This window comes from Leptolyngbya sp. CCNP1308 (genome assembly GCF_034932455.1).
Taxonomy (GTDB): Bacteria; Cyanobacteriota; Cyanobacteriia; order Phormidesmidales; family Phormidesmidaceae; genus Nodosilinea.
Genome location: NZ_JAYGIH010000072.1, coordinates 430,882 through 449,564 on the forward strand (window position 1 = coordinate 430,882; position 18,683 = coordinate 449,564).

At 59.8% G+C, this 18,683-nt stretch carries 16 protein-coding genes; 7 read left to right on the top strand and 9 right to left on the bottom strand.

Annotation, left to right across the window (positions count from 1 at the left end):
* Positions 1-43 precede the first annotated feature (43 nt).
* Positions 44-835 (top strand): ABC transporter permease, encoded by a 792-nt coding sequence (locus VB780_RS16360; protein ID WP_323352233.1) that lies wholly within the window; start codon positions 44-46, stop codon positions 833-835.
* Positions 835-1,617 (top strand): ABC transporter permease, encoded by a 783-nt coding sequence (locus VB780_RS16365; RefSeq protein ID WP_323352234.1) that lies wholly within the window; start codon positions 835-837, stop codon positions 1,615-1,617. The genes VB780_RS16360 and VB780_RS16365 overlap by 1 nt, the downstream gene beginning before the upstream one ends.
* Positions 1,618-1,621: 4 nt before the next feature.
* On the opposite strand, the gene VB780_RS16370 is transcribed toward VB780_RS16365, so the two are convergent.
* From VB780_RS16370 to VB780_RS16390, 5 genes are all read right to left on the bottom strand, one after another.
* Positions 1,622-2,395: a toll/interleukin-1 receptor domain-containing protein gene (locus tag VB780_RS16370; RefSeq protein ID WP_323352235.1), complete on the bottom strand. Its 774-nt coding sequence runs from the start codon at positions 2,393-2,395 to the stop codon at positions 1,622-1,624.
* A gap of 238 nt (positions 2,396-2,633) precedes the next feature.
* Entirely contained in the window at positions 2,634-3,965 is a 1,332-nt protein-coding gene (locus tag VB780_RS16375; RefSeq protein WP_323352236.1) for a leucine-rich repeat-containing protein kinase family protein, read from the bottom strand.
* Positions 3,966-4,088: 123 nt separating this feature from the next.
* Positions 4,089-4,742 carry a hypothetical protein gene (locus VB780_RS16380; RefSeq protein ID WP_323352237.1) on the bottom strand — a complete coding sequence of 218 codons (654 nt, stop codon included), beginning with the start codon at positions 4,740-4,742 and terminating at the stop codon, positions 4,089-4,091.
* 52 nt (positions 4,743-4,794) lie between these two features.
* Positions 4,795-5,382 (bottom strand): protoporphyrinogen oxidase HemJ, encoded by a 588-nt coding sequence (gene hemJ / locus VB780_RS16385; protein ID WP_323352238.1) that lies wholly within the window; start codon positions 5,380-5,382, stop codon positions 4,795-4,797.
* Between the two features lie 195 nt (positions 5,383-5,577).
* Positions 5,578-7,836: a hypothetical protein gene (locus VB780_RS16390; RefSeq protein ID WP_323352239.1), complete on the bottom strand. Its 2,259-nt coding sequence runs from the start codon at positions 7,834-7,836 to the stop codon at positions 5,578-5,580.
* 235 nt (positions 7,837-8,071) lie between these two features.
* On the opposite strand from VB780_RS16390, the gene VB780_RS16395 reads away from it, so the two are divergent.
* From VB780_RS16395 to dnaK, 4 genes are all read left to right on the top strand, one after another.
* Positions 8,072-8,536 (top strand): hypothetical protein, encoded by a 465-nt coding sequence (locus tag VB780_RS16395; protein ID WP_323352240.1) that lies wholly within the window; start codon positions 8,072-8,074, stop codon positions 8,534-8,536.
* Between the two features lie 36 nt (positions 8,537-8,572).
* Positions 8,573-8,917 carry a hypothetical protein gene (locus VB780_RS16400; RefSeq protein WP_323352241.1) on the top strand — a complete coding sequence of 115 codons (345 nt, stop codon included), beginning with the start codon at positions 8,573-8,575 and terminating at the stop codon, positions 8,915-8,917.
* A complete protein-coding gene (locus VB780_RS16405; RefSeq protein ID WP_323352242.1) occupies positions 8,914-9,342 on the top strand; it encodes an HNH endonuclease in 429 nt (142 codons plus the stop codon). The genes VB780_RS16400 and VB780_RS16405 overlap by 4 nt, the downstream gene beginning before the upstream one ends.
* Positions 9,343-9,484: 142 nt before the next feature.
* Entirely contained in the window at positions 9,485-11,389 is a 1,905-nt protein-coding gene (dnaK, locus tag VB780_RS16410; RefSeq protein WP_323352243.1) for a molecular chaperone DnaK, read from the top strand.
* 151 nt (positions 11,390-11,540) lie between these two features.
* Here the strand turns inward: dnaK and VB780_RS16415 are convergent, their stop codons facing one another.
* Entirely contained in the window at positions 11,541-12,194 is a 654-nt protein-coding gene (locus tag VB780_RS16415) for a hypothetical protein (RefSeq protein ID WP_323352244.1), read from the bottom strand.
* A gap of 385 nt (positions 12,195-12,579) precedes the next feature.
* On the bottom strand, positions 12,580-13,656 hold the full coding sequence (acsF, locus tag VB780_RS16420; protein WP_323352245.1) for a magnesium-protoporphyrin IX monomethyl ester (oxidative) cyclase: 1,077 nt from the start codon (positions 13,654-13,656) through the stop codon (positions 12,580-12,582).
* 327 nt (positions 13,657-13,983) lie between these two features.
* On the opposite strand from acsF, the gene VB780_RS16425 reads away from it, so the two are divergent.
* Positions 13,984-14,781, top strand: a complete 798-nt coding sequence (locus VB780_RS16425) for an E3 ubiquitin ligase family protein (protein ID WP_323352246.1) — start codon at positions 13,984-13,986, stop codon at positions 14,779-14,781.
* Positions 14,782-14,867: 86 nt separating this feature from the next.
* On the opposite strand, the gene VB780_RS16430 is transcribed toward VB780_RS16425, so the two are convergent.
* Positions 14,868-17,063 carry a glycoside hydrolase family 10 protein gene (locus VB780_RS16430; RefSeq protein ID WP_323352247.1) on the bottom strand — a complete coding sequence of 732 codons (2,196 nt, stop codon included), beginning with the start codon at positions 17,061-17,063 and terminating at the stop codon, positions 14,868-14,870.
* Between the two features lie 220 nt (positions 17,064-17,283).
* A complete protein-coding gene (locus VB780_RS16435) occupies positions 17,284-18,501 on the bottom strand; it encodes a PAS domain-containing sensor histidine kinase (protein WP_323352248.1) in 1,218 nt (405 codons plus the stop codon).
* Positions 18,502-18,683: the final 182 nt, after the last annotated feature.

The following is an 18,683-nucleotide window of genomic DNA, read 5'->3' on the forward strand; positions in this document are numbered from 1 at the left end:
TAGCGGTAGCTTGCTGGTAGGATCGGGCCAACGAGGAGCCCCTATGGTGAAACGATCGCTGAAAATTTCTCGCGTCATGCTGTCGGTGTACTACGCCTACATGGTGGAATACCGGGCTGAGCTGGTGTTTTGGGTACTGTCCGGCACGTTTCCGCTGATTCTCATGGGCCTGTGGGTAGAAGCGGCCCAGGGCGATCAGTTCGATCTCAGCCCCACCGAGCTGGTGCAGTACTTTTTGGCAGTGTTTCTGGTGCGCCAGTTCACCGTGGTCTGGGTGATCTGGGAATTTGAGCGGGAGGTGGTGGAAGGTCGGCTGTCGCCCTACCTGTTGCAGCCCATCGACCCGGCCTGGCGGCACTTCTTTAGCCACGTGGCCGAACGCTTCGCCCGGCTGCCCTTTGCCTTTTTGCTGGTGGGGCTGTTTCTGCTGCTCTACCCCTACGCCGCCTGGCTGCCCAGCCTTGGCAATCTGCTGCTGGGGCTGCTGGCGATCGCCCTGGCCTTTTGCCTGCGGTTTCTCATGCAGTACACCTTTGCCCTGGCCGCCTTTTGGACGGAGCGGGCTAGCGCCCTAGAGCAGTTTTGGTTTTTGCTCTACACATTCCTATCGGGTATGGTCGCCCCCCTCTCCCTCTTTCCCGACGCGGTGCGCGAGGCGGTGCTGTGGACGCCCTTCCCCTACCTGATTTACTTCCCGGCCAGCATCTTGATTAACCGCCCGGATCATGTGGCCCGGGGTTTTGCGGCCATGATTCTCTGGTCGGCGCTGTTTTGGGGATTGAACCGCTGGCTGTGGCGACAGGGGCTGAAGCAATATTCGGGCATGGGGGCGTAATGGAGCGCTATCTGAAGGTGCTGCGGCTGTTTTGGGGTACGGCGATCGCCGCCGAGCTAGAATATCGCCTCAACTTTTTGGTCACCGCCCTGATTAGCCTGGGCGGTCTAGCAGGCAGCCTGTTTGGCCTGTTTTTGTTCTACCGCACCGGCTACGAGTTCGAGGGCTGGAGCTGGGAGGCTGCCCTGTTAGTGCTGGGGCTATTCACCGTGCTGCAAGGCTTTGCGGCCACGGTGCTGATTCCCAACCTCAACAAAATCGTTAGCCAGGTGCAGCAGGGCACCCTCGACTTTGTGCTGCTGAAGCCGATCAGCTCGCAGTTTTGGCTCTCGACCCGAGTGATCTCGCCCTGGGGTCTGCCCGATGTGGCGTTTGGCCTAGTGATGATTGGCTACGGCGGCACCCGCCTGAACCTGGGCTGGGCCGACTACGCTCTGGCGCTCTTGCCCCTGCTGTTTGGGGCACTCACCCTCTACAGCCTGTGGTTTATGCTCGGGGCCACCAGCATTTGGTTTGTGAAAATCTACAACGTTACCGAGGTGCTGCGGGGGCTGCTAGAGGCAGGGCGGTTCCCGATCGCGGCCTATCCCGTAGCCTACCGGGTATTTTTTACCTTTGTGGTGCCGGTGGCGTTTTTGACGACGGTACCCGCCCAGACCATGCTCAACCAGGGCGGGCGCGGCTGGCTGCTGGCCTCGGCGCTGCTGGCGGCGGTGCTGCTGCTGGTGGCGAATCGGTTCTGGCGGTTTGCCCTGCGGTTTTACACCAGCGCGTCGAGCTAAGTCGCTAGAACCAGCGTTTGAGCCAGCCCTGGGACACGGCACTGCCCTGGCGGGCGCTCTCGGCCACATACAGGGTTTGCAGCTGAATAGGGCGATGGTGTGATTCCGAGACGGATACTCGTTCCGAGTCGGTTCCCGAACGCTTCGCGAATTGCCCGTTGGCCTGCACCAGCCAGTGCTGATACTGGGTCAGCTCATCGCCCTGGAGCAGGAGCGCGGGGTTGCGCCGCTGCCGCTCCCACTCCAGGGCTCTCAACAACAGCTGGGTGTGGTCATGGTAGTAATCGGCGGCGAGATGGAGGGTGTGCAACAGCTGACGCGCCCCGGTGGTCTGCGCTAGGGGCGCTGATCGGGCGCGGAGGTCGATGACCTCAAGGGTTTGCAGAGGCTCGGGCAGCCGATGCACAGGCACGGTTTCGATCAGCACCGGCACGACGCGTTTGTTGAGGCTGAGGGCAAACAGCAGCCCCTGGAGGCAAAACACGTCGGCCAAGGCACGGGGCGACAGGGCCAGTACGTAGTTGTCGCAGGCTTCGGTCGCCCGAGAAATGGTGACCTCGGCATCAGCGTCAGCGGGCCAGGGCCAGGGGCATTGCCAGTAGCTAATCTGAGCCTGGGTGAATAACTGGCGCAGGGCCTCCACAGCCCTGACTTCCCCAGCATTGGCGATCGCGGCGCCGGGGGGGCAGCAATCATCGGCGATCGCGTAGGCCAAAAATACCTGAGCCATCCGGTTGGGGGTAAGGTGGTCATGGCCAGCCGTATTCGCGTTATTCAAAAGCCGTACCTATGCTTGCAATGCCCCGAACTCTATGCCCAGGCTGACTAAAAGCCATACGCTGCCTGGGGTTGTCGCTCCAACTGCCCGCGCCTTGAGAATACCCAACTTTTTGACTCACGTTGCTATCGCTGGATACACCTGCTGGCCTGGTCAGTAACTGTCTTGTCAGCTAGATAGAACCCTAGCTTTTGACGAAACCCCTTCCACGGACTCAAGAGCGAATCACAGCCCTGCCCTAGGGAGTTAACCCGCTCAGATCCTCCAAAGCCTCCTCAAAGGCTGGACGAGCCAGCACATCGGGCTGCATGCAGGCATGCTGGAGCTGGCGCAGCCGCAGGGCCGGGCTAGAAGAGGCTGGGCAGCGATCGAGCAAATCTTCTAGCAAGCAGCCAAAGGCGCGTACCTCTAAACGCTCTAGGGCTGGAGCCGATCGCCCCGCCCGGTCATAGAAGCTGGCTGCGCCAAAGTCGCTGAGGCAGGTGTCCCCCGCCTCGGTGACCAGGGTGTTGTGGGGGTACAGATCGCCGTGGAGAATGCCGCGCCGATGCAGATGGGCGGCAGCACCAGCTACCCCAATCGCAATGCCCACCGCCGCCTCTAGGGAAAAGGTGGCCTCTGGGGGGTAGGTGTCACGGGTGCAGCTCTCTAGGCTGGGGGGGCCGCCCATCACCTGGTAGCTGGGGTCAACCAGCGGCAGCACCAGCCCATTTTTCTGCTCGGGATGATCGACAATTTGCCCCAGGGGGCCGATCAGATGGGGATGCGCCCCCGCCGCAATGCAGGCCCGCATTTCATCCTCAGGCAGCCCGTCGCTGGTGATTGCGCCTTTAAACAGCTTGAGGGCAACCGGAATTTCCTGATCACCCTGCCGCCAGGTGCCGCGCGAAATTACCCCAGAGGCCCCCTCTCCTAAAACCTCGCCCACCGTCAAATCATCCCAGGCGATTTGGGGTAGCGGCAGCGGCTCGCCGATTGCGGCGGTTCGACAAAAAGGGTTGCCTGCGTAGGCTAGCCAGCTCAGGCGGGGCAGGGTGAGCAGCCAGGGGGGAAGAACCTCAAGCTGATTGGCGGCCAAGCGCACTAGCTCCAGATTTTGGCAATGGGCCAGACTCTCTGGCAGGGCTCGCAGCTGGTTGCCTGCCAGCATTAGCTTTTGCAGCTGGCTGTGCTGCCCAATGGACTCAGGCAGTGTTTCGAGCCGGTTATCGGTCAAGATCAACCAGCGGGTAGCGGCGGGCAGCGCCTCGGCGGGCACCGTGGTGATCTGGTTGCTCTTAAACCCCACCATCGACAGCTTGGGGCACCGAGCCAGCACCTTGGGCACGACTTCAAAGGCGTTGTTGTTGAAGAATGCCACCCGCAGGTTGTGGAGCTGGGCAAAGCTGTCGGGCAGGGTGGTCAGGGCGTTGTTCGACAGGTCGAGAACTTCGATGCTGTCGGCCAGCTCCAGAATTTCTTCTGGAAAAGCAGTCAACCCTTCGGATAGCCTGAGGCGCTGGGTACCGAGGAGCTGATGGGATGGTCGGGTATCGACCCCTGAGGGCGATCGCATGGCTAGATTGTGCATGGGGAAGTCTCGGAGGCATCAAGGGTCTAGCCCAATGTGGCATCTCTCTAGAGTCACCCCCATGAAAATTTGGTGTAGTTGTTCAAAGACTTAGCGGCGAGAACTACTTTTTGAACGCTGCTCCTACCTTGCGCCAGCGCCGCGCCAGCTCAGGTAGATGGCCAACCCCGCGCCCAGGGTCAGCAGACTGCCCAAAACCGAAAACAGCAGGCCCATCCAGCGGGCGGTCGATTGCTCACGCTCTAGCGACACCAGATAGGCCTCCTTTGTTTCAAACCCAATTTCGGCGTTGTCTACTACGGGGTGATCACCCGCGACGCTCAAGGTACCGATCGCCAGTACAGGGTCATTGACCTTAAAGCCTTCGTAGCTGCGGTCGCGCCCTGCTTCTACCTGAGAAAACGTCGATTGCAGGGTATATCCCGCCGCAATCTCGACCTCTTTCCCCGGAATCTGTACCCAGAGAGTCGGGGCGTAGCTGCGCACGCGCTCCCATTTCCATTCGTCGTTGCGGCGCACTCGGTGGTACTCGTTGTAGGCCACCAGGGGCGGGCGATCGCTGATGGGGTTGCGATCGCTCACCTGGCCCTCTAGCAGCACCGGGGCACCGCGTTCGTTGAGGGTCGCCGCCGTGGCCACGGGCAGCCGTGCCACCTCCTTGGCATGGTTGGCAACCGACCGGGGCACCACCGCCCAAAGCACTCCCCCCGTAATTAAAAAGGGAACGCCCACAACGGCCAACACCCCCGGCACCAGCCAGCGCTCCCATTTGCTCATTGCAGTTCTAGGATTTTCGTTCCCACGAAAGATTCTCTAAATCAAGAATGGATCAGCTTTGCAGCGCCTGGGGTTCAGGAATCTCATCCAGCGCGGCTTTCTCCTTATCTAGCCGCCGCTTGCGAGCATAGAGCTGAATGGTGGCCGCCATAAACACCACCAGCCCCACCATTAACCAGGTGGTCGCCCCGGTGGGGAAGTTGTTTTTAAAGATTACCAGCATGACGATCGCCACCAGCAGCAGCGTGGGAGCCTCATTGAGGGCTCGCAGCTGTTGCCCCGACCACTTGCATTCGCCCCGGTGCAGCTGACGCATCAGCCGAGCGCAGTAGTGGTGATAGGCCAGCAGCACCGCCACCAGCCCCAGCTTGGCGTGCATCCAGCCATCTTTGAGGTATTCGGGCATCAGCACCAGCAGCCCCACGGCCATAGCTACCGCTACCACCATGCCGGGGGTGGTAATAATGCCGTAGAGGCGCTTTTCCATAATGGTGTACTGGTTTTTGAGAATGCTGCGGGCCGGTTCTGGCTCGGCCTCGGCCTCAACGTGGTAGATAAACAGGCGCACCAGGTAAAACAACCCGGCAAACCACACCACCACCCCAATAATGTGAAACGCTTTGAACCAGTAGTAGGCCATAGTTATTCCTGATAACCCTGCCCAAAGCCCGGCCTTGGCAAGATATTGCAAACCGTTAAGTACGCCTTTTATTGTCCTGCAAGGGTTTGCCCTTGAGAAGGCGAGTGCGATGGAACTTAACGATTTTGGATTTTAGAGTTTGGATTTTGGATTCTGTACCCATCCACCCACCTGCTCACCTACCCATCCACCCCTTTACAACCGCCGCAACACCTGAGCCAACAGCTCCCCTGGCAGCTTCGACAGCACCGCCTGCTGACCGGGGATGCCAAAGATTTCAAAGCTGAGGTGGGCGTTGTAGACCAGGGCTGTAATCAGCACTTCCACCTGCTGAGGGTCGCTGTGCCAGCCCTGGTAGGCCAGCAGGTATTGCTGTAGAGCCTCTTCTAAATGGCGTTGGCGGGCTTCAGTCTGGGTTTCTGGCAGCGCCTGGGCCAGCTGATCGTGAACCACTCCGGCGCTGTGGCAGGTGGCCCACAAGTCAAACCCCAGAGCGGGGGGTGGCGATGCTTGCAGAGCAATGTGGGCAGCGGCCAGGGCGGTTTCGTAGGCGGCAACGGCCTGTTGCAGGGTGACAATGCGGCGTTCGCCTGTGACAGCGGCCTGTTGCGCCAGATCCCAGTAGGCAGTGCCCAGGTTGTTGGCGGTGGCGGCACAACCTGCCGGGGCTGCCGCGACGGTGCGGTATTTGAGGGCGGCCTGGTAGGCGGCGATCGCCCGCTCCAACAAAAATACCGGCTGCTGGTGCTGGGCCAAACTCCAGTAGGCAATGCCTAGATTGTTTTGCACCATGGCGTATTCCAGGGGTGCATCGGCGGCGGTGCGATGGGCTAGGGCTTCACCGTAGGCCACAACGGCCTGGGCCAAATGGTGCTGGGGCTGGTCGTACTGGGACAGTCGCCAGTGAATCGCCCCTAGGCTGTTTTGCAGGTTGGCGTAGTCGATGGGCGATTCGCGAAGCGATCCGTCCCGGAATCGCGCTGCCGGGCTGTACTCCACAGCGTGCTGGTAGGCTTTCACCGCCTTCTCAAGACAGGGGGCGGGATCGTCTAAATTTGCCAGCAGCCCGTAGACCGTGCCCAGGTTGCCGTAGATGCGCCCCAGGGTGTCGGCGGGGATGGCTTTCTGGCCACCCTTGAGGGCTTTTTCGTAGGTGCTGACGCTGCGGCGCAGCCAGGGGGCGGGGTCAGGGGTGTCCTCCTGCTGGCCCTGGAGCCAGTAGAGGCTGGCCAGGTCGTTGAGAGCGTCGCACCAGTCAGTGCTGCCCTCGGGTAGGCCCGCGATCGCCCGGTCGTACACCGCCGTCGCAAAGCCCAGCACGCTAGCGGCGGGGGCATCGACAGAGAGGCGATCGCGCCCCATCTGTCCCAAAGCCAGGTACGCCCGCGACAGGGTCAGTGGCCCCGCCTGCTGCTCCACCAACCCCTGAATGTAGCGCCATAGGTTCGCCAGCTCCGCATCCTGGGCTAAGTCTGGGGGGAGTTGTAGAGCCTCCGTCAAGTGCAGAGATGTCGGACTGGGCGAGACGGGGGTAGAAACCGGCTCAACGGTCGGCAGCACAGGTTCAGCCCGCTGTAGAGCCGCCAGGGTTTCCGCTGCCGTTGCCCCCACTGGGGGCATGACGATACTCGAAAACGCCCCTTGCTCTACAACGGTGTAGCCCTGGGGATTTTGCGGCGGAACACTATGGCGAGCCGCCTTGGAATCTGGGGCGAGCAGAGTGGGCAGGTCTATGGGCGGCGGCACCGCTGGCTTTTCTGTTGCATCTTTAGGAGTCAGATCTTTTGATGCTGGTGCAGGCTGCTCAAAGGTTGAGAGATCATCCCGTAGCACCCGCCAGAGATCGGGGGGATTAGCCGAGGGGCTACTTGGCGCTGGCGGCACCTCTGCCCTGGCCGGAGCCGATGGGGGCGCACTGGGTTCGCCCATAAACTCAAACAGGCCGCTGCGCGATCGCCAAAACCCCGGCACCGACTGGCGAATTTTGCCCAGCCAGGGGCGCGGCACCCACACCACCAGCCGACAGTCGAGTTGGGTCAGCAGCGCATCGACCCGAATCAGCGAGGCCAGAAATCGGTTTTGCACCGTGGGCGACTGGCGGGTGAGCTGGTCGATGCCCACAATTTGAAACACGGGCGTGGTCGGCAGGCTGCTCTGGAGCCGTCGCTGCTGTTTCAGCCACAGCAACACCTCACGCACCAGATCGGGGCGATCGCCGCTCAGCCGCAGCGTGACCAGCATCAGCTGTCGCGCCCGCACCTCCGGGGCCAGGGGCACTGTCTCGGGCAGGGGGCTAAAGTTGGTCTCTAGGCGCTGGGCCAGCTGCTCTTGCAGGGCCAGGTCATCGCACACCGCAATCAGCAGTTGCCTTCGCAGGTTGAGTTGCAGCGCCAGTCGCAGCTCCTGATAGGCTTCCTGGTTGTGCCCCAGGTAGGTTTGAGAATTTAAAGACACAGCAGCGGTCACGGTGGTTAAGATGCAAGCGGCATGATAATACTAGTTGCTATGAACTAGTACGCGACGGTCAAAGACTGGCCCCAAGCGCGATTCTGGGACGGATACTCGTTTCGAGTCGGTGTCCGTTTCTGGGATGCCGTAGGCTTTACGCTGCGCGAATCGCCCCGCTCCCTTCCATTACACTTCACCCCACGCCAATCGTTTCAGGACGCCCCAATTATTTTCAGCCCTGATGAGCGCAACCCAGACCACCGCTTTAGCTCTCACTCCCCTTGAGTTGGCTATTCTAGGCCAGCTCTGGGCTATGGGCGGCACCTGCGACGCCCTCACCGCGCTGCCCGTCGAGCGCAAAAGTTCGATGCGCCAGCGCGAGAGAACCTGCCAGACCTTGCGCGATCGCGGCTGGCTCGACTACGACCACGACATCGCCCAATTTGGCCTCACCCTGACGGGTAAAACCCTGCTCAAGCTCGATCTGTCGGTGTGGCCCGTCACCCCCGACGAGCTGATGATTCTACGATCGTGCCAGGGCGGCAAAATTCACCCCGGACAGATTCATCGGCGGGTGTCGGTGGGCGATCGCCAGCGATTGATAGAGCGGTTGGCAGAGCAAGGGCTGGTTGTGGTGTACAGGCGGGCGATCGTCAACCTGCACCTCACCGCTCCAGGAGAAGGAATAGTGGTTGCCCAAATCTAACGCGCTAAAATTGGCGTAAGCGGCAGGGGTAGTACTATGGCTCAAGATCTGCAATACATCACCAATGAAGCAGGCGATCGCGTTGGTGTGGTTCTAGATATAGGCACCTATGAACAGCTTACGACAGGCGATCGTGACCCCGATCTGCTGACCAACTTGAGCCTTGAAGAACTGGTAGCCCTTGCCGAGAGCACCCTCTCCCCAACCAATCAGGCAGAATTAGATGATCTATTGGCTCGCAATGCCGAAAGCCAGCTCTTAGAGGAAGAACTGGCTCAACTCGACCAGCTCTTGCAACGCGTTGATCACTTGAATATTCTAAAAACCAGGTCGCGCTACACCCTTCGTCAGCTGGGCCTCACGGAACCGTTGGCTTCGTGAGCGCATACATTTCAAGCAGTCTTCAAAAACAGGTTCGACAGCGCTTTTCTCACTGCTGCGCCTACTGCCGCACAGCAGAAAGGCTTACGGTGACGATCTTTGAATTTGAGCACATCGTGCCAGTTTCAGCTGGCGGAGCAACAAGTTTTGACAACCTTTGTCTGTCCTGTCCGTCCTGCAATAGGTATAAGGCCACTCGCCAAACAGCCCTTGATCCGCAGACCAACACCCTGGTTGCCCTCTTCCATCCCCAAAAGCAGAACTGGCATGATCATTTCGGCTGGAGCGAAGACGCAACCGAAGTCATAGGGCGCACGCCTGCTGGCCGCGCAACCGTTGCCGCCCTGAGAATAAATCGTCCCCAACTCATCCGCGTCAGAAAATTGTGGATCAAACTAGACGAACACCCGCCGCAGATCGATTGAGCCGATCTTGCCTCATTCACCAGCTCACTTACTCATCCACTCCCCCTACCCCGCCTTCCACGGTTCGGTATCCCCTCCTTCAGAGAAATGGCTTGAGCAAGCACTATAGATGATATAGCTGTCAAGCCGGAGCAAAGACAATATGGGAAAAGTAGTTGGAATCGACCTAGGCACCACTAACTCTGTGGTTGCCGTCATGGAAGGGGGCAAGCCCACCGTTATCGCTAACGCTGAGGGCTTTCGCACCACCCCCTCGGTCGTCGCCTACGCCAAGAATGGCGATCGCCTCGTTGGCCAAATCGCCAAGCGCCAGGCGGTGATGAACACCGAGAATACCTTTTATTCCGTCAAGCGCTTCATCGGTCGTCGCTACGACGAAGTCGGCACCGAGTCAACTGAAGTCGCCTACAAGGTCATGAACGTTGGCAACAACGTCAAAATTGACTGCCCCCAAGCGGGTCAGCAATTCTCGCCCGAAGAAATTTCGGCTCAAATTCTGCGCAAGCTGGCTGACGACGCCGGTAAGTACCTGGGCGAAAAAGTCACCCAGGCCGTAATCACCGTGCCTGCCTACTTTAACGACTCCCAGCGCCAGGCCACCAAAGATGCCGGTAAAATCGCCGGTCTCGAAGTGCTGCGCATCATTAACGAGCCCACCGCAGCTTCCCTAGCCTACGGGTTAGACCGCAAGAGCAACGAAACCATTCTGGTGTTTGACCTCGGCGGTGGTACCTTCGACGTCTCCATTCTCGAAGTGGGCGACGGTGTGTTTGAAGTGCTGGCCACTTCTGGCGACACCCACCTGGGCGGCGACGACTTTGACAAAAAGATCGTCGATTACCTGGCAGCTGAGTTTCAGAAGATGGAAGGCATCGACCTGCGCAAAGACAAGCAGGCCCTACAGCGCCTGACTGAAGCCGCTGAGAAAGCCAAAATTGAGCTGTCGAGCGTCACCCAGGCCGAAATTAACCTGCCCTTCATCACCGCCACCCAGGACGGCCCTAAGCACCTGGAAATGACCCTGACTCGGGCCAAGTTCGAAGAGCTGTGCGCCGATCTGATCGATCGCTGCCGCATCCCCGTCGAGCAGGCTCTTAAGGATGCCAAGATCGCCAAAACCGCCATTGATGAAGTGGTGCTGGTCGGTGGTTCTACCCGCATCCCCGCCATCAAGGATGTGGTCAAGCGCACCCTCGACAAAGAGCCCAACGAAACTGTCAACCCTGACGAGGTGGTCGCCGTGGGTGCCGCCATTCAGGGCGGCGTCCTAGCTGGGGAAGTCAAAGACATTCTGCTGCTGGATGTCACCCCACTGTCGCTGGGGGTTGAAACCCTTGGCGGCGTGATGACGAAGCTGATCACCCGCAACACCACTATTCCCACCAAGAAGTCGGAGGTGTTCTCCACCGCCCAAGACGGCCAAACTAATGTGGAGATCAAGGTGCTCCAGGGTGAGCGGGAAATGGCCAGCGACAACAAGAGCCTGGGTAACTTCCAGCTCTCCGGCATTCCCCCTGCGCCCCGTGGCGTGCCCCAAGTCGAGGTGATCTTTGACATTGACGCCAACGGCATTCTCAATGTCACCGCCAAAGACAAGGGCACCGGCAAAGAGCAGACCATCACCATCTCGGGAGCCTCTACCCTCGATGAGAATGAGGTTGAGCGCATGGTGAAGGATGCCGAAGCCAACTCAGCTGCCGACAAAGAGCGGCGCGAGCGCATCGACCTCAAGAACCAAGCCGACTCGCTCACCTACCAGGCTGAGAAGCAGCTCACCGACATGGGCGACAAAGTGCCCGCCGCCGATAAAGAGAAGGCCGAAGAGCAGATCAAGGCGCTGAGAACCGCCATTGAAGCCGAGGACTTTGACACCATCAAAACCCTCACAGGCGAACTGCAGCAGACCCTCTACGGCATTAGCACCAACCTGTATCAGCAGGCTGGTGGCGACGCTGGCGCAGCCCCTGACCCCGCCGCTACCCCTGGCGATAGTGCTGGTGGCGACGATGTAATCGACGCTGAGTTCTCTGAACCCGGCTCGAACTAACGGGGCGCTGAGCCTTAGCCCACCGTCTTGCTTCGGCTAGCTAAAAGGTGGAGAGCGATCGCTCTCCACCTTTTTTTGGTTCTTGATTTTGAACTGGCCCAGCCTGGCAACCTTGCAGTCGGCTATTGATACCGTCCTTCAACAACATTCACTACAGCAACAGTTCTAACGAAACCCCGACGCGGCTGTCTTGGCCAAAGCGAGAATTTTGCCGCTGAAAATCTGTCCCTATCCGCAGCTGCCGGGTCACAGCATAGCCGATCGCCAGGCTGGTAATCCCCACCTCATTCTCACTGCCGGGTGCCACCCACCGCTGGCTCAAGGCTAGGTCGGCCCCACCGCCCCGTGAGGGCACCAGCATCAGGCGCAGGCCCACATCGAGCCCATCGGTTTGGTAGGCCGGGGTGCTGAGGGAGCGATAGCCCACGGTAGGCGCAAGGTTGAAATAGCCGCCCAAAGGCAGCAGGTAGTATCGCGCTTCGCCCCCGTAAGATTCGCGCTGGCCATTCCAACTGCGGCTGTAGTCAACGCTGGCAGCAAGGCCCGTGCCCGGTACCACAAATACATCTTCGACCGCCGCCCCAAAGCCGCCAACCTGCCCTGTAGAGGGAAACTGAGCATAGCCGACCCGCAGCCTGGTGCGAAAGCTGGGCTGGTGGCGAATCTCGTCGGCCACATCGGGCACCTCGTTGAGCCAGCGCTGGAGCGTCGGGCTGCCTTCGATCACAGCCGGGTCGAGATCGAGGGTGGGGGCCACTGCCTCAGGCTCAAGGGCTAAGGTCTCTGGGGTAACGGCACTAACCATTGGCAGGACTGTCTCAAAGGAAACCGTACATGGGGCTACAAATTCCACCGTCTGGGGGCAGTCGGCTAAACCAGGCAATGCTGGACTATGGGATGTTCCTAGGACAGGCTCCGGTGGCGAACCCTCTGCAATGACAGGCTGCTCCTCAAACGCCATTGCGATTTGCCCAATTCCCATCACCGCCAGGCAACCCCCAAGTCGCAACAGTTGAATTGTTGTTGACACCACTCGGCGGCTCCTAGCTCACGCAATGAATCCTATGCATCTTACCGCCTTCGCCCAGGCATGTTGTCTGAGTGGGGACAGGCAAAAAAAGCGGCCCCACTCAAAGAGTAAAGCCGCTGGGGGAAACGAGGATAGCGTTCCGGTAAATGGCGAGTGTCCTCTAGCGCACCTGGCCGCGAGCGGGGATAGTGTCAATAGGCTTGAGGAAGTAGAGCTGCACCAACTGCCAGCCAATGGTGGCAATGTGGGGTAGCTTTTGCAGCAGTTGTAGGGGCTTGGGCTGGTTAGAGGCCGAAACCTTAGCTAGCTTGTCGTTGGCCTCAGCCGCCACATCCAACCGCTTAAAGAAGCTGGGGTGGTTTACATCCAACGTTACTGGGAAAACGCGCCCGGCGGTTTCGTTGGTTTTTTCGATGACCTCAATGTCGTAATCACGAGCATTCAGACCCAGGGAGGCGTAGAAACCGCTGCGCTGCAGGTCGTTGAGGTACATGGTGGCAAACACCGACAGCAGGAAGAAGCGGCACCACAACTTGGCCTTCCAGTCGTTGAGAATTTCGGGTTGCGCCTTCATCAGGGCTGAGAAGAAGTCGCCGTGGCGGTTTTCGTCTTGGCACCAGTTCTCAAAGAAGCGGAAGATGGGGTAGATCTCGTTCTCGGGGTGAGACTCGAGGTGGCGGAAGATGGTGATGTAGCGCCAGTAGCCAATCTTCTCAGACAGGTAGGTGGCGTAGAAGATGAACTTGGGCTTAAAGAAGGTGTAGTCTTTGCTCTTGGTCAAAAAGCCCAGGTCTAACTGAAGATTGAAGTCAGACATGGCCTTGTTGAGGAAGCCTGCGTGGCGCGCTTCGTCGCGCGACATCAGCTCAAAGCACTCGGCCAGCACGGGATTTTTGCCCTTGAGGCGGCGGCCCAGCTCTTTGTAGAGCAAAAAGCCCGAGAACTCAGCGGTGCAGGAGCGCTCTAAAAATTCCACGAACATCTGCCGGGTCTCGCCACTGATGGAGTCCCAGGATTTGTCAAAGACATCACTGCGCACAAAGTGGTGGCGGTTATAGTCAGCCCGAAACTCGTCGAGGATGGCGAGCAGCTCGTCTTCGTTGACGGAGATGTCCATGGCGGCCATCTCGTCAAAGTCGGTGGTGTAAAACCGAGGGGTGAGAATGGTGTCTTTGGCGGGAGCCTTTACCCCTGGGCGAATCTCTTGAAATTCAGGCTTTTTAAGGGAATCTACCATGAGTCCTTCGATGGCGCGGTGAACGTGGGCCGGGCTATCCCCCGGTGGGCGATGGGTAGGGGAGGTATTCTTTCGGCTCTGGAGGCTCTGGACTAGTTCACATCCTGAGAACAGAGATGAGAGAACAACTATCCAACGAATCGCTAAATGTCAGTGTATCAGGGCTTTTAGGACAGTCGGCAACGCTTTAAGTTTTGCAACAAAACCTTTCGGTAAATAACGGGGGCAGGACAGTCTTTCGTGCAGCTTCGTTAAGGGGCAGGGGTTTTGATGCTGCGTCTGGGCAAGCTGATAGCCAGAGCTGAGAGTCATGGTTGGGAGAACAGTATGGCGTTTGTAGGGCTGATCTTAATTGTTGCCGGGGGCGTCCTCTGGTGGGTGCAGAACCGCCAGCAGAACCGCTGCAGACAGCTTAAACTGGCTCGGGCTTGCCAAGTCTCAGACCTAGAGACTACCGCCACCGCTGTCTCAAAAGAAATTGGCGGCGGCGACTGGCGCGACTATGTGTGGCTGTGGGGTACCGTCAAAACGGCTACGCCGCTCACCTCAGAATTTAAGGAGGTGCCCTGCGTCTGCTACACCAGTACCGTGGTGCGCGAGTACGAAGAAACCGTGCGCCAGAAAGACAGCGATGGCAAAGTCACCACCAGCACCCAGCGGGGCTCAGAAACCATCAGTGAGAATAATCGGCGCATCCCCTTCGACCTGGTAGATACGTCGGGGCAGGTACGGGTGGATCCTGAAGAGGCCAAAATTGAGCCAGTAGAGGTATTGGACGAATTTCGACCGGGCAACCCAGCGGGGGGCATGCTCTCCTTTGGGCCGTTTTCGCTGGCGCTGGGGGATGAGGGAGCCGGTGGCACACGCCGCACCCTGGGCTACCGCTATCGAGAAACCGTTCTACCCCTTGATCGCCCACTGCTGGTGGTGGGGATGGCGAGCGATCGCACCGGCACCATCGCCATTGAAAAACCCGCTCAGGATGACCAACCCTATATCATCACGCTGAAATCCCACGAGGCCATTACTAAGAGCGTTGACCAGAGCGCCAAAATTGCCTTTTGGTCAATGGTGGGGTGCTTTGGGGTGGGGATATTACTGCTGCTGGCGGCGATCGTGGGATGATGCCCATTCAATAAAAACAAACTTTTTCTGCCAAGGCTGGATATTCATGCTCTAGGTCTCCCGGCGATCGCCCCGTGTACCTACGGCTACGGCTGCGATCGCTCCCCATGTTCTAGCAACTGCTCGATCGCCGTTAGCCGATGCTGCCATGATCGCAGCCTGTAGCCGCTATTTGTCGTATCCACCAGCACCCCTTGGTTCAGCGGAGTACGCACCCTCGCCAGTCCGGCTCTCACATTTTCTAGATGACGATGGGATGGCTCTTGGGCCAGGTTGTCAAATTGGCTGCCCAGGTCATTGACCTCGCCAATCCAGGGTTCGAGGGCATTGCGATCCATCCAGAGGCGCTGGTGAGTTAGCAGCCAGCTCCACTCGCGCTGGAGGGCGGCGTAGCGGCTAGCGGCCATGGCGTAAGGCGTGGTGGGGCCAGGCGGGCTGCCGCTCTGGGTTTGGGCCAGCACGGTGTTTAGCTCGGTGTTTAAGTCGGCAACGGCAAACAGGGCGTAGCCGGGGGTGGGCAGGTCGCGGCTGGCCTGCATTTGGTCTATGGTGGCCGCATTCGACAGGTCAAGCAGGCGGATGCCGGGTATCACCAGGGTTGAGCCGAAAGATTCATTCACCAGCCAGGGGGAGACAATGCGCTCGAAGCGGCTGGTGTCGCCCGCGTAGCTCATCAGCACAATCCAGTCGAGGTAGTCGGCCCTGGCCCAGGCTCCCCAGTCTTGCTGAATGCGCTGCAAGCGCTCGTGCTCGGGGTTGGCAAACACCGCCGCCGACATCACCAGGCCGGGATGCTGCCGCCGCAGGGTGCTGGAGATAGTTTCGACAAACGAGGTCACCTGCTGTACCCGAAACTCAGTCCAGCGCTCCCACAGCACCTGCTGCTGAATCTGCTGGTTGCGATCGAGGCCGCTGGCGCGAGGGTTGAGGGTAACTGGGTCAACACCAGCCACACTCTGGAACCGCCAGCGGGCGACTTCGCCGTAGCCGTAGGTGCGGTTGGCCCCAGGGTCTTGAAAGGGGTAGCGAATGTAGTCGAGGTGCAGGCCATCAACCCCGTAGTCGGTGACGATTTCGGTCATCAGCCGGGTGAGGTAGCTGCGCACCTCGGGGTTGGCGGGGTCTAAGAAGGGCTTGTCTTGGCCACGGGGAATCAGGTTGCCGCTGTTGTCGTAGGCAGCCCAGCTGGGGTGCCGGGAGATAATCGGGCCGGGGTAGTCGGCGGGCTGGTTGAGCAGGCGGTTGTGGCGCTGGTTGCCCGCCGCAAACACCCACACCCAGGCGTGCAGGGTCATGCCTCGCTGGTGGGCCAACTCGACGGCGGCGGCAAGGGGATCCCAGCCCTGGGTGAGGGGGTTTTGCTCGGGGGCAACGCGGCTGGGGTAAATGGGGTAGCCCGCATTCACAGTTTCAAAGAAGACGGTGTTGATGCCAGCGGCGGCTAGTTTGTCGAAAATGGCGCTCAGCCCCTGGGGCGAGCGTGCCCGCACAATGGTGCCGCGATCGAGCCACACGGCGCGAATTTCGCCCTGGTTGATGGGGCGATCGGTGGGGAAGTTCTCCCACAGTGCGGCGCGGGTAGCCAGCCAACGATCGCGCACTTCCCCATGCTTGCCTGCCGCCAGCAGCCCATCCCACTCGTTCAATAGCTGCTGGGCCTCGCCTAGGGTGGGGTGCAGATAGGCTCCGCGCCCGCTGGCCACATTTACCGAATCGGCGGCGGCGGTGAGCACGGGGGGGCGATCGGGCAGGGTGAGCGCCGTGGGTGCATCCAGCGAGTTGGCCATAATCAGGGCGCTCTCGAAGCGGCCAATCAGGTTTTTTAGCTCCTGCTGCATGGCCAAAAACACCACCGGGCTTGGAGGCCGTCCGGTGGGCGATAGCTCGATAACTGCCGGGGCAATCTGCTCGGCGGGGTCGCCCGATGTGGGGCTGGGGGAGTCTACCGCTGCATTACCTGAGTTGGCGGGCTGAACGACCCTGGGCCGCTGGGAGGGGGGCAGCGGCGGGGACGGCGGCACATAGGCGGGCCGCCGTCCGGGGCGGGTTGGGGACGATGGCTCGGCAGTGGGTACTAGGGGAAAGCTCTCTGCCTCGGAGTCGTCGGTGAGGTCGAGGTATAGCTCTAGGTCGTCGGTGAGGGCAGCGGCGCTGGCCGGCTGTTCTAGCCCCGAGGGTTGGGACTCGACCTGGGCGGTAACAGGGCGTATGGGTAAGCCCGTACCCCCAACCAACCCGGCGATCGCGACCAGTAAAAGGCCTTTGCCTGACTGCTGCGTCACAATGTCATCCCTCCATCACACGGCGCTAATTGTGGCACAGGCCAGCCCATTCGGTGCTGCCTTGGGGGCGTATTCGCCAGCCGCCAACCGCCGCCGTCCCAGAGCTGGGAACCGACTGAGAACAGTGTTCTTGCCGACATTGCCTATGGGTGGATTCCATAAATGGATCCGTGGGCGATCGCCCCACCGCCGGTGCCGTACCACTTCTTCAGTAAGCCCACTACGCAGGCAGGCTAACCGTAAAGGTGGTGCCCACCCCTACTCGGCTGGTGACTTTGATGGTGCCCTGCTGGAGCTGCACAAACTGCTTCACAATGCTCAGCCCCAGCCCTGTACCGGGAATGTTGCTGACGTTTTGCCCCCGGTGGAAGGGTTCAAACAGCTGCCTGCGATCGCCGGTTGGAATGCCAATGCCCTCGTCCTGCACCTTAATAATGACCTGGCCCCGCTGCTTGGCCAGCTTGAGCCAGATGGGGCGATCGCCTGGGGTGTAGCGGATCGCATTCGACAGCAGGTTGCTGAGGATCGATCGCAGCAACCGCTCGTCGAGGCAGGCCAGCACCTGGCGGCTGCGACAGCCAAACTGAATTGGAGCCTGGGGCCGCCGGTAGTCGCCCTCAGTGAGCATCGCCTGGCAAAAGACCACCAAATCCAGCGGTTTGGGGTTCACCTCCAGCACCTTGGCCTCGATTTTGCCGATCACCAGAATGTCGTCGATCATCTGGGTCATGCGCTCGACGTTGGCGTTGATGGTGAGAAGGTAGTCGGTTTTTTCGTCGGGGCGCAGCTGGGTGTCGTAGCGGTTGAGCGACGACACCGTCAGGGCAATGTTGTTGAGCGGGTTGCGAAACTCGTGGCAAACCATCGAGACAAAGCGCGATCGCATGTCGCTCAGCTGCCGCAGCTGCTGGTTGGCATTCTGCAACTCGGCGGTGCGCTCCTGCACTTTTTGCTCCAGCTCTTCGTTGGCCCGCTGCAAGATTTCCTCAGCCCAGCGCCGCTGGGTAATGTCGCGAAAGGTGACCACTGTGCCAATTAGTCGCCCCTCCTCGTCGCGCATGGGGGTGCTGATGTACTCCACCGGAAAGCTGGTGCCATCCTTGCGCCAAAACACCTCGTTGGTCACTCGCCGCACGCTGCCGTCCTGAAACGCCGCGTAGATCGGGCAGGCTTCCCGCTGGTAGGGGCTGCCGTCCGCCAGGGAGTGGTGCATGACCGCATGCATCGACTGGCCAATCAACTCCTCCGTTGACCAGCCGATCATGGCGGCGGCGGCGGGGTTCACAAAGGTGACATTGCCCGCCATATCCAACCCATAGATGCCCTCACCCACGGCATTGAGAATTAGCTGGTGCTGACGGCGCAGGTGCTCTAGTTCTTGCCCCAGGGGGGCAGCGGCAGAAGCCTCTCTAGGGGGTAGCCAGTAGGTTTGGGTCATCTCGGCTAGCTAAATACAGTCAGACTGGTTAGGCGGACAGTTCCCCAACCAGGGTGGAACTGAGGAACTGCTTTGAGGCTTGATTTTTCCCTAGCCTGCGACAGAGTGTAGCGACGTATACAACGGCTTGTCTGCTTAAGGTTTACTAAAGAATTATCTGGTGCGCGATCGCCTTCAAATAG

Excerpts from the sequence above, each read along its gene's own strand:
- VB780_RS16360 (WP_323352233.1), top strand. The coding sequence starts at position 44 with ATGGTGAAACGATCGCTGAAAATTTCTCGCGTCATGCTGTCGGTGTAC.
- VB780_RS16365 (WP_323352234.1), top strand. The coding sequence starts at position 835 with ATGGAGCGCTATCTGAAGGTGCTGCGGCTGTTTTGGGGTACGGCGATC.
- VB780_RS16375 (WP_323352236.1), bottom strand. The coding sequence starts at position 3,965 with ATGCACAATCTAGCCATGCGATCGCCCTCAGGGGTCGATACCCGACCA.
- VB780_RS16380 (WP_323352237.1), bottom strand. The coding sequence starts at position 4,742 with ATGAGCAAATGGGAGCGCTGGCTGGTGCCGGGGGTGTTGGCCGTTGTG.
- hemJ (WP_323352238.1), bottom strand. The coding sequence starts at position 5,382 with ATGGCCTACTACTGGTTCAAAGCGTTTCACATTATTGGGGTGGTGGTG.
- VB780_RS16395 (WP_323352240.1), top strand. The coding sequence starts at position 8,072 with ATGAGCGCAACCCAGACCACCGCTTTAGCTCTCACTCCCCTTGAGTTG.
- VB780_RS16400 (WP_323352241.1), top strand. The coding sequence starts at position 8,573 with ATGGCTCAAGATCTGCAATACATCACCAATGAAGCAGGCGATCGCGTT.
- dnaK (WP_323352243.1), top strand. The coding sequence starts at position 9,485 with ATGGGAAAAGTAGTTGGAATCGACCTAGGCACCACTAACTCTGTGGTT.
- VB780_RS16415 (WP_323352244.1), bottom strand. The coding sequence starts at position 12,194 with ATGGTTAGTGCCGTTACCCCAGAGACCTTAGCCCTTGAGCCTGAGGCA.
- acsF (WP_323352245.1), bottom strand. The coding sequence starts at position 13,656 with ATGGTAGATTCCCTTAAAAAGCCTGAATTTCAAGAGATTCGCCCAGGG.
- VB780_RS16425 (WP_323352246.1), top strand. The coding sequence starts at position 13,984 with ATGGCGTTTGTAGGGCTGATCTTAATTGTTGCCGGGGGCGTCCTCTGG.
- VB780_RS16435 (WP_323352248.1), bottom strand. The coding sequence starts at position 18,501 with ATGACCCAAACCTACTGGCTACCCCCTAGAGAGGCTTCTGCCGCTGCC.